At 57.6% G+C, this 14,785-nt stretch carries 18 protein-coding genes; 2 read left to right on the top strand and 16 right to left on the bottom strand.

The features are described 5' to 3' along the window. Nucleotides 1-31: 31 nt before the first annotated feature. The 3 genes from G518_RS0115010 to petA are packed head-to-tail and all read right to left on the bottom strand — an operon-like array spanning nucleotide 32 to nucleotide 2,904. Nucleotides 32-799, bottom strand: a complete 768-nt coding sequence (locus tag G518_RS0115010; protein ID WP_028603259.1) for a cytochrome c1 — start codon at nucleotides 797-799, stop codon at nucleotides 32-34. A gap of 20 nt (nucleotides 800-819) precedes the next feature. Next, nucleotides 820-2,265 carry a cytochrome b gene (locus G518_RS0115005; protein WP_028603258.1) on the bottom strand — a complete coding sequence of 482 codons (1,446 nt, stop codon included), beginning with the start codon at nucleotides 2,263-2,265 and terminating at the stop codon, nucleotides 820-822. A gap of 18 nt (nucleotides 2,266-2,283) precedes the next feature. Further along, a complete protein-coding gene (gene petA, locus G518_RS0115000) occupies nucleotides 2,284-2,904 on the bottom strand; it encodes a ubiquinol-cytochrome c reductase iron-sulfur subunit (RefSeq protein WP_028603257.1) in 621 nt (206 codons plus the stop codon). Between the two features lie 347 nt (nucleotides 2,905-3,251). On the opposite strand from petA, the gene mscL reads away from it, so the two are divergent. Then, nucleotides 3,252-3,665 (top strand): large conductance mechanosensitive channel protein MscL, encoded by a 414-nt coding sequence (gene mscL, locus G518_RS0114995; protein ID WP_028603256.1) that lies wholly within the window; start codon nucleotides 3,252-3,254, stop codon nucleotides 3,663-3,665. Nucleotides 3,666-3,775: 110 nt separating this feature from the next. Here the strand turns inward: mscL and pdxA are convergent, their stop codons facing one another. Both pdxA and G518_RS0114985 read right to left on the bottom strand, forming a co-directional pair. Next, nucleotides 3,776-4,834, bottom strand: coding sequence for a 4-hydroxythreonine-4-phosphate dehydrogenase PdxA (pdxA, locus tag G518_RS0114990; protein ID WP_028603255.1), 1,059 nt, complete (start codon nucleotides 4,832-4,834; stop codon nucleotides 3,776-3,778). Between the two features lie 43 nt (nucleotides 4,835-4,877). After that, entirely contained in the window at nucleotides 4,878-5,651 is a 774-nt protein-coding gene (locus G518_RS0114985) for a Nif3-like dinuclear metal center hexameric protein (RefSeq protein ID WP_036594831.1), read from the bottom strand. A 123-nt stretch (nucleotides 5,652-5,774) separates the two neighbouring features. Between G518_RS0114985 and G518_RS0114980 the strand changes: the two genes are divergently transcribed. Beyond that, entirely contained in the window at nucleotides 5,775-6,917 is a 1,143-nt protein-coding gene (locus G518_RS0114980; RefSeq protein WP_028603253.1) for a trypsin-like peptidase domain-containing protein, read from the top strand. Between the two features lie 359 nt (nucleotides 6,918-7,276). On the opposite strand, the gene tatC is transcribed toward G518_RS0114980, so the two are convergent. The 11 genes from tatC to hisA all read right to left on the bottom strand — a co-directional run bounded on the left by tatC (nucleotide 7,277) and on the right by hisA (nucleotide 14,748). Beyond that, nucleotides 7,277-8,092 carry a twin-arginine translocase subunit TatC gene (gene tatC, locus G518_RS0114975; protein ID WP_028603252.1) on the bottom strand — a complete coding sequence of 272 codons (816 nt, stop codon included), beginning with the start codon at nucleotides 8,090-8,092 and terminating at the stop codon, nucleotides 7,277-7,279. Nucleotides 8,093-8,214: 122 nt separating this feature from the next. Next, on the bottom strand, nucleotides 8,215-8,697 hold the full coding sequence (gene tatB / locus G518_RS0114970; protein ID WP_028603251.1) for a Sec-independent protein translocase protein TatB: 483 nt from the start codon (nucleotides 8,695-8,697) through the stop codon (nucleotides 8,215-8,217). 82 nt (nucleotides 8,698-8,779) lie between these two features. Then, the gene (gene tatA, locus G518_RS0114965) at nucleotides 8,780-9,016 is read right to left on the bottom strand and encodes a Sec-independent protein translocase subunit TatA (protein WP_028603250.1); all 237 of its coding nucleotides are present in this window, start codon (nucleotides 9,014-9,016) and stop codon (nucleotides 8,780-8,782) included. Between the two features lie 106 nt (nucleotides 9,017-9,122). Next, complete coding sequence (locus tag G518_RS0114960) at nucleotides 9,123-9,488, bottom strand: histidine triad nucleotide-binding protein (protein WP_028603249.1); 366 nt, start codon at nucleotides 9,486-9,488, stop codon at nucleotides 9,123-9,125. Then, nucleotides 9,485-10,531: a patatin-like phospholipase family protein gene (locus tag G518_RS0114955; protein ID WP_028603248.1), complete on the bottom strand. Its 1,047-nt coding sequence runs from the start codon at nucleotides 10,529-10,531 to the stop codon at nucleotides 9,485-9,487. Before G518_RS0114955 ends, G518_RS0114960 begins: the two co-directional genes overlap by 4 nt. Then, on the bottom strand, nucleotides 10,524-10,916 hold the full coding sequence (locus G518_RS0114950; protein ID WP_028603247.1) for a DUF4870 family protein: 393 nt from the start codon (nucleotides 10,914-10,916) through the stop codon (nucleotides 10,524-10,526). Before G518_RS0114950 ends, G518_RS0114955 begins: the two co-directional genes overlap by 8 nt. Continuing rightward, the gene (locus G518_RS0114945; RefSeq protein ID WP_028603246.1) at nucleotides 10,913-11,293 is read right to left on the bottom strand and encodes a phosphoribosyl-ATP diphosphatase; all 381 of its coding nucleotides are present in this window, start codon (nucleotides 11,291-11,293) and stop codon (nucleotides 10,913-10,915) included. Before G518_RS0114945 ends, G518_RS0114950 begins: the two co-directional genes overlap by 4 nt. Before the next feature lie 4 nt (nucleotides 11,294-11,297). Next, nucleotides 11,298-11,687, bottom strand: a complete 390-nt coding sequence (hisI, locus tag G518_RS0114940; protein WP_028603245.1) for a phosphoribosyl-AMP cyclohydrolase — start codon at nucleotides 11,685-11,687, stop codon at nucleotides 11,298-11,300. A gap of 49 nt (nucleotides 11,688-11,736) precedes the next feature. Next, nucleotides 11,737-13,080 (bottom strand): NADP-specific glutamate dehydrogenase, encoded by a 1,344-nt coding sequence (gdhA, locus tag G518_RS0114935; RefSeq protein ID WP_028603244.1) that lies wholly within the window; start codon nucleotides 13,078-13,080, stop codon nucleotides 11,737-11,739. A gap of 136 nt (nucleotides 13,081-13,216) precedes the next feature. After that, complete coding sequence (gene hisF, locus G518_RS0114930) at nucleotides 13,217-13,996, bottom strand: imidazole glycerol phosphate synthase subunit HisF (protein ID WP_028603243.1); 780 nt, start codon at nucleotides 13,994-13,996, stop codon at nucleotides 13,217-13,219. Between the two features lie 11 nt (nucleotides 13,997-14,007). After that, nucleotides 14,008-14,748: a 1-(5-phosphoribosyl)-5-[(5-phosphoribosylamino)methylideneamino]imidazole-4-carboxamide isomerase gene (hisA, locus tag G518_RS0114925; protein WP_028603242.1), complete on the bottom strand. Its 741-nt coding sequence runs from the start codon at nucleotides 14,746-14,748 to the stop codon at nucleotides 14,008-14,010. Nucleotides 14,749-14,785: the final 37 nt, after the last annotated feature.

The following is a 14,785-nucleotide window of genomic DNA, read 5'->3' as shown; positions in this document are numbered from 1 at the left end:
CCAGCCATGACAGCCGGTCGAAGAATGAAACTTACTTGACGTCTTTCCAGTACGCCGCGTTCAAGCGCCATGCAATGAAAGTGAACACAAGCAGGAACATCAGCACCCAAACGCCAATACTCACACGCTTGTTTTGACCTGGCTCACCCATCCATTGCAGGTAATTGACCAGATCGCCCACCGCCTTATCGTACTGCAGTGGCGTCATCGTGCCGGGAGTGACTTGCTCCCAGCGCCCGGTGAAAGCATGGACTTCATGACCGTGCTCTTGGCGGGTTTCAAAAATGGGCTTGCGCTCACCTTGCAATTCCCACAGGGGATGCGGCATACCGATATTCGGGAAAGCCAGATTGTTCCAGCCTGGAGGACGGCTGGAATCACGGTAGTAGCTGCGGAACAACGTGTAGATGTAATCAGCGCCAGTACCGCCAGAACCAGCACGCGAACGTGCGATCAAGGTCAGGTCTGGTGGATTGGAACCGAACCAGGCTTTGGCTTGGCGCGGATCAATGTTCGCCTTCATGGTGTCGCCCACTTTTTCGGTGGAAAACAGCAGGTTGTCCTTGATTTGCTGCTCGGTCAGACCGATGTCGGTCAGACGGTTGTAGCGCATGAAGGCCGCAGAGTGGCAGCTCAGGCAGTAGTTAACGAATAACTTCGCGCCATTTTGCAACGAGGCGGTGTCGTTTGTTTTACCAGGGGCTTTATCCCATGGGATGCCTGCCGATGCGGCATGTGCGCCGGCGACCAGGTTAACAGCGAGCAGCAGGCCGAAGACCAGTTTCTTGCAGAAGTTCATTTTTGGCGTCTCCAGCGGCTTCAGTGTGGGTTGAACGTAATACGTTCAGGCACAGGTTTAGGCTCGCCAATTTGGCTCCACCACGGCATGAGCAGGAAGAATCCAAAGTAGAAAATAGTTCCTACCATAGCGACCAGTTCGTTGGTCATCCAGCTGAGAGAAGGGGTGCTGAAGATGGGGCCGGGCGCCATGATTCCAAGGATCATGAGGACGATGAACCACACCACAAAAACGCCGTAGAGCACTTTGTGCCAATCAGGCCTGTAGCGGATGGAGCGGGCAGGACTGTGATCCAGCCATGGCAGGAAGAACAAGATAATGACCGCGCCGCCCATGACCACCACGCCCCAGAACTTGGCATCGAAGGTCTTGAGCAGGACGATAGCCACCAGAGCCACCACAGCGATGGCTATTTTTATGACCATCGAAGACTTGCTCTTGAGGAAAGTCAGTACTGCAGCCAGCGCAATGATGATGGAGAGCACATTGACCATCAGGTCAGTGGTGGCCCGCAGCATCGAATAGAACGGCGTGAAATACCACACAGGGGCAATGTGCGATGGTGTTACCAGCGGATCTGCCGGAATGAAGTTGTTGTACTCCAGGAAGTAGCCACCCATCTCTGGCGCGAAAAACACGACAGCGAAGAAGATCATCAGGAATACGCTCACGCCAACGATGTCGTGTACGGAGTAGTAAGGATGGAAAGGAACACCATCCGCAGGCGCATCAGGCGACCAGCGGTTGCCCTTGGGACCCGCCTTGATTTCAATGCCATCCGGGTTGTTGGAGCCCACATCATGCAGTGCCAACAAGTGAGCAACCACCAAGCCGATCAACACCAGCGGCACAGCGATGACGTGGAACGCGAAGAAGCGGTTCAGTGTGGCATCACCCACCACGTAATCTCCACGGATCAGCAGCGCCAGATCAGGGCCGATGAAAGGCACAGCGGAGAACAAGTTCACAATCACCTGCGCGCCCCAGTAGGACATCTGGCCCCATGGCAGCAAATAGCCCATGAAGGCCTCAGCCATCAGGCACAGGAAGATCGCGCAGCCGAAAATCCACACCAGTTCGCGTGGTTTACGGTAGCTGCCGTAGATCAAGCCACGGTACATGTGCAGGTAAACCACGACGAAGAACGCCGAAGCCCCTGTGGAGTGCATGTACCTGATGAGCCAGCCCCACGGTACATCACGCATGATGTACTCGACTGACTCAAATGCCTTGGCAGCATCTGGTTTGTAGTGCATCACCAGGAAAATGCCGGTGACGATCTGGATCACCAGCACCAACATGGCCAGTGAGCCGAAGAAGTACCAGAAGTTGAAGTTCTTCGGTGCGTAGTACTCCGACATGTGTTTGCGGTATTCCGCGAACGCCGTCGGAAAACGGTTGTTAAACCAGTTGCCCACTTTGGCGCCAATAGGCGCGTTGGGAGAGATTTCCTTGAATTCAGCCATGTCCCGCCTCTACCTTCTTCAAGCTTTTTTGTCTTCGCCAATTAACATCTTGGCGTCTGACAGGTACATGTACGGGGGCACTTCGAGATTATCTGGTGCCGGCTTGTTCTTGAATACACGGCCCGCCAAATCGAAGGTGGAACCATGGCAGGGGCAGAAAAAGCCGCCTTCCCAGTTGTCTGGCAACGAGGGCTGAGGGCCCGTTTGCAAGCGATCGACTGGCGAGCAGCCCAGGTGCGTGCAGATGCCCACCACCACAAGGAACTCTTCCTTGATGGAACGCCATTCGTTCTTGGCATATTCCGGCGTAGGAAAGGCTGTGCGATCCGAGTTGGGATCAGCCACCTCGCTGTCCGTCTTTTTGAGGTTGGCCAGCATCTCCGGTGTGCGCCGAAGAATCCAGACTGGCTTACCGCGCCATTCGACGGTCATTTTTTCGCCGGGCTTGATACTGCTGATATCAACTTCCACAGCGGCCCCGGCAGCCTTGGCTTTTTCCGAGGGCAGGATGCTGGATACGAAGGGCACGGCTGCAAAGCCAGCCCCCACGGCACCAGCACAACCCGAGGCGATCAACCACGTGCGCTTGCTGGCATCGAGGGGAACGGGGGTAAATGTGTTGGACGGAGCGTCACTCATGGCTGTCCTATGGGTATGTTCTTGGTATGTAATGTCGCGACACCAGCGTCTTTAAACTGGAAGTTGGCCGGGAAAAACTGCCTGAATCAGCCCCAGCCAATATACAAACCATAGCAATACTTACAAGCACTGCAAGGGTTTGAACGCTGCATGGCGCCGATTTTCGGCGGAATTGCTCCCATGAACTTCCAACTCATGACACTACGGTCAACGCGCGATTGTAGCGGAGCCAATCGAGGTCATGAACAGGAGGGAATGTCTGTGCCCGTTCTCGCACGCCGGGGTTGACAAGCATCAACGCCTGACAATACTTGCGCGATCATCAACTTTCACAGAAGAGGGCAATTATGGGAATGGTTTCGGAGTTCAAGGAATTCGCGGTCAAGGGCAACGCCATGGACTTGGCGGTGGGCGTCATCATTGGCGCAGCCTTCGGCAAAATCGTCGATTCGATCGTGGGCGACTTGATCATGCCCATCATCGGTAAGTTGATAGGGGGCTTGGACTTTTCCAACTACTACATCCCGTTGGCGGGTCAATCTACAGGCATGGCTTTGGCCGAAGCCAAGAAGCTGGGCGCCGTTTTCGCCTATGGTAATTTCATTACCATCCTGGTGAACTTCGTCATCCTGGCCTTTATCATTTTTCTGATGGTCAAGCAGATCAACCGTCTGAAAAACGAAGAACCCGCTGCCGCACCGGAAGCTCCCGCGGAAGAGGTTCAACTGCTGCGCGAGATTCGGGATAGTCTGAAACGCTAATTTTTTTCTCAGCGTTGCGCTACACACACGTAGCGCCGCCTTTCTGGCGAAACAGCGGAATCGGCTTTACGCCGCGGCGGCAGGGCATCCGAGATCCGCACTAGGCGAATTTATTCAGGGACGAGTTGGCGTGCCATGCGAATGGCGGCCATCAGGCTGGCAGGGTCTGCCCGGCCGCTGCCGGCGATATCGAACGCGGTTCCGTGGTCAGGGCTGGTACGCACGAAGGGCAAACCAAGCGTGACGTTCACGCCCTGCTCCACGCCCAGGTATTTCACCGGAATCAAGCCCTGGTCGTGGTACATGGCTACCACTACATCGAACTCGCCCGCGCGCTGGGAAGTGGAGCGAGCACGCATAAACACGGTATCGGGCGCGAAAGGCCCGAGTGCATCGATCCCCTCTGCCCGCGCCGCTGAGATGGCAGGGGCGATGATTTCGATTTCTTCACGCCCAAAAAGCCCGCCCTCCCCCGCGTGTGGATTCAGCCCCGCCACCCCGATGCGGGGTGGCCTCTGGAGCGCAGCACCCACAGATTGATGCGTGATGCGCAACGTTTGAAGAATATTTTCCAGGGTGACCTTTTCAATGGCGTCACGCAGGGACAGATGAATGCTGACCAGCACCGTGCGCAACTCATCATTGGCCAGCATCATGCGCACTGGCACGTCCTGGACGGGCTTACCCAGATGCGAGGCGGCTTCTGCCTGCAGCAGCTCGGTATGGCCAGGAAACCGCGTGTAAGGCTCGCCCGCCGCGGCCAGAGCCTCCTTGTGCAACGGTGCGGTGATGACAGCGGCCACCTCACCGCGGAGTGCCGCGCGCGCAGCCCAGAACACGCAATCACCGGCCAACTTTCCCGCAGCAGCGCTCACCTCGCCAAACAAGACCAATGGCGCTGGCTCCACGATCTGCAGCACAGGAATGCATCCCGGAGGAACGTTCCGAGCGTCAAGGGGTGCCTCTATAACGGCCACGGACAAGCTGGCTCCATGGTCCCCTTGCACGATGCGCGCCGCACGGCGCACAGTTGCGACGTCACCAGCCACAAAGCAGCCCTGCGTCAACTCAGGTGCTTCCTGGAAGGCTTTGGCGATGATCTCGGGCCCGATACCCGCAGCATCGCCCAAAGTGATGGCCAGGGGCAGCTCTCGTAGGTTCTTGGTCATTTGGTTTAGCGCACTTTCTCGCGCACGGAAAATCCAGGCGGGATCACGCGGGATTATCGATATCGATGAACTCGTGCGAAATACCCAATTGCGCCGCCACGTGGGCGCCCAGCGCTGGCGCTCCGTAGCGCTCGGTAGCATGGTGGCCGCACGCAAAGAAAGAGACACCGCACTCGCGCGCCAAGTGAGCCTGTGGCTCGGATATTTCGCCAGTGATGAAGGCTTGAGCGCCGGCCGCGATGGCCGCCTCGAAATAGCTCTGCGCTCCGCCAGTGCACCACGCCACTCTTTCGATGGCCTGGCGTTTGCCGTGAATGCCCACTACCGGGCGACCCAGGGCATGCTCCAGTTGCCAAGCCAGTACGTCGGCGTCGGCAAAAGTTTCGCCATCTGCCCGGCCACCAATGAAGCCCAGATCCTGTTCGCCGAAACGCCCGGTGGCCTGCAGGCCCAGAACCCTGCCCAATTGAGCGTTATTGCCCAGCACGGGATGTGCATCGAGCGGGAGGTGGTAGGCCAGCAGATTGATCTCGTTCGCCAGAAGCAGGCGCAGGCGTTCTTTCATCCAACCGGTGACCGTGCCGTTTTGCCCTCTCCAGAACAAACCGTGATGGACCAGAATGGCATCAGCGCCAGCCTCTACGGCGGCTTCAATGAGGGCTCGGCTGGCTGTCACACCGGACACCAGCTTTCCAATTTGAGCGCGTCCTTCCACCTGCAGGCCGTTGGGCCCGTAGTCCTTGAAGCGCTCAGGCTGCAGTTCGGCATCGCAGGCAGCCACCAGGGCGGTGCGGTCAGTAGGGAAAGTTTCAGACATGGAATCCATTGTCGGTGATCACGCCGGTCAAACGAGGTTCACTTGGCAGGTGTTCAAAAAGCTGTCAGCCTCAGCCTACAATTGTTTGCGCTCCGCATTCAATACGCCGTCATCAGGCTCTTCATGAAACGTCTTTGGCTTTTGTTCGCCCAAGTGGCCACTGTGCTGCTAGCCGCCTATTTTGTCGTTGGCACACTCAAGCCCCAGTGGCTGGGCCGTGCGGCGAACAGCGTGGGCACGGTTTCCATCCTGGAGGCGCCAGCCCCTGTCGCCGGCACCACAGCGGAAGGCAGTTTCAGCGCGGCAGTCAAACGCGCTGCACCTGCGGTGGTCAGCATCAACACCAGCAAGACTTCGCGCCATCCCAACGCGAAGGACCCGTGGTTTCGCTTTTTCTTCGGCGACCAGGGCGAACAACAGCAAGCCGGCTTAGGTTCAGGCGTCATCATGAGCCCGCAAGGCTATGTGCTAACCAACAACCATGTGGTCGAGGGCGCTGATGAGATTGAGGTACTGCTGGCCGATGCACGCCGCGCGCCGGCCAAGGTGATCGGTACCGACCCGGAATCCGATCTGGCCGTGCTGAAGGTCGATCTGGACAAGCTTCCGGTGATGGTCTTGGGCAGCTCAGACCACCTTCAGGTGGGCGACAGAGTCCTCGCCATTGGAAATCCCTTTGGGGTTGGACAGACCGTGACCAGCGGGATCGTCAGCGCCCTGGGGCGCAACCAGCTGGGGATCAATACCTTCGAGAACTTCATACAGACCGATGCCGCCATTAACCCGGGCAATTCAGGCGGAGCCCTTATCGACGTGAATGGAAATCTGATGGGGATTAATACCGCCATCTATTCACGTTCCGGCGGAAGCATGGGTATAGGCTTCGCCATCCCGGTTTCCACCGCTAAACAGGTGATGGAAAGCATTGTCAAAAATGGCCAGGTGGTGCGTGGCTGGATCGGCATAGAGCCAGGAGAGCTGACGCCCGAGCTGGCACAGACCTTTGGCGCCAACACCCTTCAAGGGGTGATCGTGACGGGTGTGCTCAATGGAGCACCCGCGTCGCAAGCAGGCCTGCGGCCGGGCGATGTGATCACCCAGGTGGGTGGAGAACCCGTACGCACGGTTTCTGAGCTGCTGACGCGCATCGCGGCACTCGTTCCGGGCCAAGCATCGGATTTCACGCTGCAGCGGCGTGGCGAGCAGGTCCAGGCCAGTGTGACCCCTACGCAGCGGCCACGGCCACGCCAGCAGCAAGGTCGTTGAGAGCTGCACTCTGAGGGGCCTCTGCCAAAGGAGCGGGGGCGGCTCTCAAAACAACTCAAAACATTTGTCCGTCAGACTGGCTCGCAACCTCCGAGCAAACAGTCTGTTTAGGAACGCCATGATGGATGTTCGCGGGCTAGGCGCGGATCTAAAAAAATTGAACCGTTCACGCTGAGGTCGAAGTGCCGCGCAAGGCTTCGACAGGCCCGAACGGTATTTTTTTAAGCCACTTCTCGCTTGGGCTATACCCTGGAACCTCAGGACAGGCCGAGCTCGACCCCCATTAGCAGCTTGCCTATCAATTTAAGCAGAGGAGCCTTGGCCGAATACTGGACAAAAGCAGCCGGGCCTTCAGGCTCTCAATCTTGCTTCACCACATCAGCAGCCTTCTCGCCTTCCTCTGCGTCTTCAGGCTTTTTGGTATGCCGGATAAACAATTGCGCCGCCCAGATACCCACTTCGTACAGCAGGCACATTGGAATCGCCAGCGCCAACTGGGAAACCACATCGGGCGGCGTCACGACGGCAGCGATCACGAATGCCAAAACGATGAAATAGCCGCGGAACTGTTTCAACTGCGCAATGGTCACTACGCCAATGCGGGCCAGAACGACCACGGCGATCGGCACTTCAAACGACAGGCCGAATGCCAAAAACATCGTCATAACGAAGCTCAGGTACGCCTCAATATCTGGAGCCGCCGTGATGCTCTTGGGCGCAAATTGCTGGATGAAGGCAAATACCTTGCCAAACACGAAGAAGTAACAAAACGCCACCCCCGAAAAGAACAGCACGGTGCTGGAAACCACCAGTGGCAGCACCAGCTTCTTCTCATGCATATACAGGCCAGGTGCCACGAACGCCCACACCTGATAGAGCACGACCGGCAATGCAATCAGAAAGGCCGCCATGAGCAGAATCTTCAGCGGCACCATGAATGGCGAAATGACCGATGTGGCGATCATGGTCGCGCCCGCGGGCAAATTCGCTATCAGCGGCTGGGCGAGCAAGTCATAGAGCTCTCCAGGGCCTGGGTAGAACGCCAGAACCCCGGCCACCACCCCGACTGCCAGCAAAGCTTTGATAAGCCGATCGCGCAGCTCCATCAAATGCGTGACGAAAGGCTGCTCGGTGCCTGCGAGTTCGTCTTCGGATTCGGGCTTGGGGTTGGACATCTCGGTTTTTTACCTACAACAGATGACTTCGCCGCTTCACGGCGTCAATTACGAATGGAGATCGCGGGATCTACCGCCGGTCATTGACGCTTGGAAACGTAAATTCAACCGCCATTTTTCTACTATTTAATCTTGGGTCGATAGCGCGCCACACGCGCCGCCCCTGATTGCGCTTGGCGGCGCACACCATGACGCTGCTTGTACCACTGAGGCGTGGCACCTCGCTTCACACGCCACTTCTTGCCTGGATTTTTGTACGAAGGTGGAGGCGGCTCCCAGCTGTGGGTGCTGGCGCTACTGTCTGATCCTTCAGAATTTTCCAGGCCTGAGGTTGCGCTGGACCACTCTTTTTCAAAATCGGATTGGGTAGAGTGGATGCTTTTTTCGACCTCGCGGCCGGCATCTTCCACCGTTTCCTTCATTTTCTTGAGTTCATCTAGGTCCATGGCGCGATTGACCTCGGCCTTGACATCAGACACATAGCGCTGCGCTTTGCCCAACAAAGTGCCAACGGTACGCGCCACGCGTGGAAGCTTCTCCGGCCCGATGACGATCAACGCCACCGCGCCGATGAGCGCCATCTTGGAAATGCCGAGATCTAGCATACAGGTTTGATTTCAGCGTAAGGCAGCGAGCAGGCAGCGGGTTCGCTGCCAAAGCTCAGGCGCCGGAGCCTAAAAGGAAAGATCAGCTCTTTTCTTTGGCTTGCACGTCGATGGTGGTCTTCTCGGCCGCTGCGTTGGCGACTTGACCGGCTGGTGACTTCGTGCCATCAGCTTCGGTAGAGCCGTCTTTCATGCCGTCCTTGAAGCCTTTCACAGCACCGCCTAAGTCGGTGCCCATATTTTTCAGTTTTTTGGTGCCAAAGATCATGACCACGATCAGCAGCACGATCAGCCAATGCCAGATAGAAAAGGAACCCATTGCAAATTCTCCTTGCGAATCAGTAGATTTTAGACGCCGACAGACCCATTAGGGTTCCCCGAGGGCTCGATAGTCGTTTTAATTGAGGCATCTTCACCTCAAAAGCTTACCCGCGCAACCAGGGGCGCGGACCTCCCATCACGTGAACGTGCAGATGATGCACCTCTTGACCGCCTTCAGCGCCTGTGTTGGTGACGATACGAAACCCGCCTTCCGGATAGGGCCGGCAGCCCTGCTCCATCGCCAGCTTGGGCGCCAACACCATGAGCCGGCCCAGCAAAGCCTCATGTTCAGTGCCAACGTGCGCCATGGAGGGGATATGTGCCTTGGGCACAATCATGAAATGCACTGGCGCCCAGGGAGCAATGTCATGAAAGGCGAACAGTTCATCGTCTTCATAGACTTTTTTGGATGGAATCTGGCCGGCGATGATCTTGCAAAAGATGCAATTGGGGTCGTGAGGGGTGTTCATGATCGATGAGTGTGTTCCGCGCTGGATCGTACCCCGACGTCATGCAAGTGCTGCTTGATCCAGTTGTCGCCGGTGGTACGGCCAAGATCAAACAGCCGGCGTATGAAGGGCGCGTCGGCACGTGATTTGGAAGTAGAGCCGAATTCAGCCAGAGCAGCGCCGCCGTCTACCCGGTGCAACAGCACGTTCTTGTAGCGAGCGGGATCGATCCGGCCTTCGGCCAGAAGACGCCGCACAAACTCTATGGCGCGAATTTCAGCGAGAAGCGGCGCATTGAAGGTGATCTCATTGACCCGCTCTATGATCTCATGCGAAGTCGCGCCGGGCACGTAAGGCGTCTCAACGGGATTGATCTGCACGAGCACGACATCACATGACTCGGTTTCATAGATCAAAGGGTAGATCGCCGGATTCCCGGAATATCCCCCATCCCAGTAGTGCTCGCCGTCTATCTGCACAGCCTGGAATACGCTGGGCAGGCAAGCTGAGGCCATGACCGCATCTGCGGACAAACGCGCCCCACTAAAAATCTCTCCACGCCCCGTACGCACGTTGGTAGCGGTCACGAACACCTTGATGCGGCTGTGCCTGGCCAGAAGGTCGAAATCGACTTCGCGCTCAAGCAGATTGCGCAGCGGGTTGAGGCCAAGCGGATTGACCTGGGAGGGAGAGAACCACTGCGTGAACATACTGGCCATCGCTTGGGCGCCAGGCAAGGGCAAGCCGGCCATGAAGGTGCCCATCACCCCGACGCCATCCCAAAAGCGCGCGAGCGCTTGCCGAGCGGCTTCGCGCGCATCCTGACCCTCCAGGCCATCCAGCTCCGCCTTGGCGAACGCGTAAGCCAGCACGACCGCATTCATGGCACCCGCACTGGTGCCGCTGATGCCATCAAAATCGACGCGCCCGTCTTCCAAAAGCGCATCAAGCACGCCCCAGGTAAATGCGCCATGCGAGCCGCCCCCCTGGAGTGCCAAATTGACAGATTTGCTCTGGTGCCGATGCCGGCCACCGGCCGGCCGGGCCGGGCTGCCTTCAGGCATTGATCGCCTGATCGGCGTTCATACGCATCATCCCTTTAACGATGCGGTACAGGAACCACAAGGAAATGATGGCCCAGGCAATGGCTCCGGGAATATAGAGCAGCAAAAACAGTGGGAACGTCACGAGGTAGAGCACCCCAGCCCACAGCACCGAGCGGATACGCCAGCTGAAATGGCTTTCCTGCCAGCTTCCGGCAGCGTCGTCCTTTTTCACGAGATCAATGATCAGCGCGACGACCAAAAGCCCGATGCTGACCTGCGCGCCAGGCACCACGGCAGCCACGGCGACGATGAGATGCAGTATGTAGCTCACCCACCCCCAGGTCTTGAGCGACTGGTTGCGTTCGGAGCTGATCGCCTGCACATCGATGATGTCTTTACTCATGGCTTGGGTCCTTTTTCGTCGGCGTCCCGCGCAAGGGCCTTGCGCAAAGCTTTTTCCTCAATACCGCTGACACCTTCACGGCGCGCGAGCTCCTTCACCACGTCATCAGGTGAAAAACCATAGTGCGCGAGCGCGATCATGCTGTGAAACCAGAGATCGGCCACCTCATAGACGATTTTGGCAGGCTCGCCCCCGTGATCTGCATCCTTGGCAGCCATCACCACCTCTGTGGCTTCCTCTCCAATTTTCTTCAGGAAGGCGTCAGGGCCTTTGGCCAGCAGCCGAGCCACATAGCTGGAAGACGCGTCGCCCCCCGCCGTGGGCTTGCGGCTTTCGATGACGGCGGCTAAACGCGCCAGGGTGTCTTCTGAACTCATGCCCTTATTTGTAGATGGATGCGGGGTCTTTCAAGACCGGCTCGACCGAGACCCAGGCCTCTTTTTCATATTTCTGGAAAAAACAGCTATGGCGACCAGTGTGACAGGCTATACCAGGCTCATGACCGAGCTGAGTCACCTTGAGGAGCACGACGTCATTGTCACAATCCATGCGGATCTCATGCACAGTCTGCACATGGCCGGACTCCTCGCCCTTGGGCCAGAGTTTGCCGCGGGAGCGGCTGTAATACACGGCACGCCCCGTCTCGGCGGTCTTGGCAAGCGCCTCGCGGTTCATCCAGGCGAACATGAGTACGTCGCCTGAAGATTGCTCCTGTGCAATCACTGGCACAAGGCCCTGGGCATCCCAGCGGATTTCATCGAGCCAGTTCATGACACTCCAAAGACTTTTTGCTTAGTTTTTCAAGTAGTGCGCGCAAAGATCAGAGCACGCCTTGCGCCAGCATGGCGTCGGCGATCTTCACGAAGCCGGCCACGTTGGCACCTTCAACATAGTTGACACTGCCATCTGTCCGCTCGCCGTGGCGCACGCAGTTGCCATGAATGTCTTTCATGATCTCGTGCAGGCGCAAATCCACTTCGCTGTGCGACCATGAAAGGCGCATGGCGTTCTGGCTCATTTCGAGACCGGAAGTGGCCACGCCACCGGCGTTACTGGCCTTGCCAGGCGCATACAGCGTGCCAGCTTCCAGGAAGTGATCCACCGCATCCAATGTACTGGGCATGTTGGCACCTTCGGCCACACACACAACGCCGTTGGCGATGAGGTGCTTGGCATCGGCCCCGTCCAGTTCGTTTTGCGTAGCGCACGGCAACGCAATGTCGACGGGGACATGCCAAGGGCTCTTGTCAGCTTCGAAATTGAGTTTGTGCAGTTGGCAGAAGTCGCTCAAGCGGCCACGCTTGACGTTCTTCCATTCCATGATGTCTTCGAGCATGCCGGGAGTAAGACCGGCCTCGTGCACCAAGGTGCCACCAGAATCTGAAAGCGTGATGATCTTGGCGCCCAGCTCCATGGCCTTTTCTGCGGCGTACTGAGCCACGTTGCCAGAGCCGGAAATGCTGACGCTGCGGTTTTCAAAGCCCATCTGCTTGCGGCGCAGCATCTCCTGCGCAAAATACACCGTGCCGTAACCAGTGGCTTCCGGGCGCATCAGGCTCCCGCCAAAGGCAATGCCCTTGCCAGTGAAAACACTGCTGGCGTCATTTGCCAGCTTTTTCATCATGCCCGCCATAAAGCCAACTTCACGTGCGCCCACGCCGATGTCACCCGCAGGGACGTCAGTGTCGGGGCCGAGATGACGGTACAACTCAGTCATCAAAGCCTGGCAAAAACGCATGACTTCGCCGTCACTCTTGCCCTTGGGATCAAAATCAGAACCGCCTTTTCCACCGCCCATGGGCAGAGTCGTCAATGCGTTCTTGAAAGTTTGCTCGAAACCCAGGAATTTGAGAATCGACAGATTGACCGACGGGTGAAAGCGCATACCGCCCTTGTAGGGGCCAATGGCCATGCTGTGCTGCACGCGGAACGCACGATTGACCTGTGTCTGGCCTTTATCGTTCACCCAGCTCACTCGAAACTGTATGGCGCGGTCTGGCTCAACCAAGCGCTCCAATACGCCGTACTCGCGATACTTAGGATTTTTTTCCAGGAACGGCCAGAGGCTGACTACGACCTCTTTCACGGCTTGCAGAAACTCGGGCTGATGCGGATCGCGCTGTGTCACTGAATCCAGAAATTCCTGCATGCTCGCTGTCGTCAAAATGGTTCTCCTAGGTTTTTGTTTGCTTGATAAAAATCCAGCTCTTGCCGTCTTCACGAGCTTGCCGGCAGGCTAAAAACCTGCTCCAGATTGCCTCTAGTCGAACCTATGATCGAGTTCGAAGAAGCTCAAGCCTTCAGATGCGTACGGTAATGCCTCGCTCGTCCATGCGATGCTTGGCCTGGGCCACCGTAAACTCCCCGTAGTGGAAGATGCTGGCCGCCAGCACCGCGTCGGCGCCACCGATCTGAACGCCGTCGGCCAAGTGGTCGAGTGTACCCACGCCGCCGGAGGCGATCACAGGCACCGGAACGGCGTCAGCCACGGAGCGCGTCAATTCGAGATCGAAACCAGACTTGGTGCCATCCCTGTCCATGCTGGTGAGCAGGATTTCTCCGGCGCCGTACTCGGCCATCTTGCGAGCCCACTCTACGGCGTCCAGGCCCGTGTTCTTGCGACCGCCGTGGCTGTAGACGTCCCAGCCTGGACCGCGCTCGAGCAGGTCATCGCCTCCTCGCCGCTTGGCATCAATGGCAACGACGATGGCTTGGGCGCCATACTTTGCCGAAGCATCACGGATAACCTGCGGGTTCGCGATAGCCGCTGAATTGAAGCTGGTTTTGTCCGCACCGGCGTTTAAGAGCCGCCGCACGTCTTCCACCGTACGAACACCACCACCCACCGTGAGCGGGATGAATACCTGCGAAGCCACTGCCTCGATGATGTGCAAGATCAGATCACGCCCATCGCTGGTGGCGGTGATATCTAGAAACGTCAGTTCGTCTGCGCCCTGCTCGTTGTAACGAGCAGCAATTTCAACTGGGTCGCCAGCGTCTCGCAACTCGACGAAGTTGACACCTTTGACCACGCGGCCACCGGTGACGTCAAGGCAGGGGATGATGCGTTTAGCAAGCATTTATAGGCGCTTCAACCGTTGAGCTCGTCAGCCCGCTCCTGGGCCTTGGCAAAGTCGAGGTCACCGCTGTAGACGGCACGGCCACAGATGACCCCCTGAACGCCCTCACCCTCAACCGCGCACAAGGCTTCGATATCCGCCATGTTCGAGAGTCCGCCGGAGGCGATGACGGGAATGCTCAGGGCTTGCGCCAGCTTCACAGTGGCATCGATATTGATGCCACTCAACATGCCGTCGCGGCCGATGTCGGTGTAGATGATGCTCTCCACGCCCCAGTCTTCGAATTTTTTGGCGAGATCTATGACTTCATGGCCGGTCAGCTTGCTCCAGCCATCGGTGGCTACTTTTCCGTCTTTCGCATCCAGGCCAACGATGATGTGCCCGCCAAAGGCCGTGCATGCGTCTTTCAGGAAGCCGGGGTTCTTGACCGCTGCTGTGCCAATGATGACGTACGCCAAACCGGCATCTATGTAGCGCTCAATGGTGTCCAGATCGCGGATTCCGCCTCCCAGTTGCACTGGAATGTCATCGCCAACTTCCTTCAAAATGGATTTGATGGCATCCATATTCTGTGGCTTGCCAGCGAAAGCGCCATTCAGATCGACCAGATGCAGTCGGCGCGCGCCGCGTTCGAGCCACTTTGCGGCCATGGCTGCGGGGTCTTCGCTGAATGTAGTGGCCTGGTCCATATCGCCTTGTTTGAGGCGAACGCAGTGACCGTCTTTGAGATCGATGGCGGGAATCAGAAGCATGGCGAATAGATGGAGCGTTGCGTGGAGCCAGGAAGGA

The sequence above is a fragment of the Ottowia thiooxydans DSM 14619 genome (assembly GCF_000422885.1).
GTDB classification, from domain to species: Bacteria; Pseudomonadota; Gammaproteobacteria; order Burkholderiales; family Burkholderiaceae_C; genus Ottowia; species Ottowia thiooxydans.
The sequence above is the reverse complement of the archived record's forward strand: the minus strand, read 5'-3'. Positions and strand labels throughout refer to the sequence as shown.

Excerpts from the sequence above, each read along its gene's own strand:
- mscL (WP_028603256.1), top strand. The coding sequence starts at position 3,252 with ATGGGAATGGTTTCGGAGTTCAAGGAATTCGCGGTCAAGGGCAACGCC.
- tatC (WP_028603252.1), bottom strand. The coding sequence starts at position 8,092 with ATGTCCAACCCCAAGCCCGAATCCGAAGACGAACTCGCAGGCACCGAG.
- hisI (WP_028603245.1), bottom strand. The coding sequence starts at position 11,687 with ATGAACTGGCTCGATGAAATCCGCTGGGATGCCCAGGGCCTTGTGCCA.
- G518_RS0114950 (WP_028603247.1), bottom strand. The coding sequence starts at position 10,916 with ATGAGTAAAGACATCATCGATGTGCAGGCGATCAGCTCCGAACGCAAC.
- petA (WP_028603257.1), bottom strand. The coding sequence starts at position 2,904 with ATGAGTGACGCTCCGTCCAACACATTTACCCCCGTTCCCCTCGATGCC.
- G518_RS0114985 (WP_036594831.1), bottom strand. The coding sequence starts at position 5,651 with ATGTCTGAAACTTTCCCTACTGACCGCACCGCCCTGGTGGCTGCCTGC.
- hisA (WP_028603242.1), bottom strand. The coding sequence starts at position 14,748 with ATGCTTCTGATTCCCGCCATCGATCTCAAAGACGGTCACTGCGTTCGC.
- tatB (WP_028603251.1), bottom strand. The coding sequence starts at position 8,697 with ATGCTAGATCTCGGCATTTCCAAGATGGCGCTCATCGGCGCGGTGGCG.
- G518_RS0115005 (WP_028603258.1), bottom strand. The coding sequence starts at position 2,265 with ATGGCTGAATTCAAGGAAATCTCTCCCAACGCGCCTATTGGCGCCAAA.
- G518_RS0114945 (WP_028603246.1), bottom strand. The coding sequence starts at position 11,293 with ATGAGTTCAGAAGACACCCTGGCGCGTTTAGCCGCCGTCATCGAAAGC.
- G518_RS0114980 (WP_028603253.1), top strand. The coding sequence starts at position 5,775 with ATGAAACGTCTTTGGCTTTTGTTCGCCCAAGTGGCCACTGTGCTGCTA.
- hisF (WP_028603243.1), bottom strand. The coding sequence starts at position 13,996 with ATGCTTGCTAAACGCATCATCCCCTGCCTTGACGTCACCGGTGGCCGC.
- pdxA (WP_028603255.1), bottom strand. The coding sequence starts at position 4,834 with ATGACCAAGAACCTACGAGAGCTGCCCCTGGCCATCACTTTGGGCGAT.
- G518_RS0115010 (WP_028603259.1), bottom strand. The coding sequence starts at position 799 with ATGAACTTCTGCAAGAAACTGGTCTTCGGCCTGCTGCTCGCTGTTAAC.
- G518_RS0114955 (WP_028603248.1), bottom strand. The coding sequence starts at position 10,531 with ATGCCTGAAGGCAGCCCGGCCCGGCCGGCCGGTGGCCGGCATCGGCAC.
- tatA (WP_028603250.1), bottom strand. The coding sequence starts at position 9,016 with ATGGGTTCCTTTTCTATCTGGCATTGGCTGATCGTGCTGCTGATCGTG.
- G518_RS0114960 (WP_028603249.1), bottom strand. The coding sequence starts at position 9,488 with ATGAACACCCCTCACGACCCCAATTGCATCTTTTGCAAGATCATCGCC.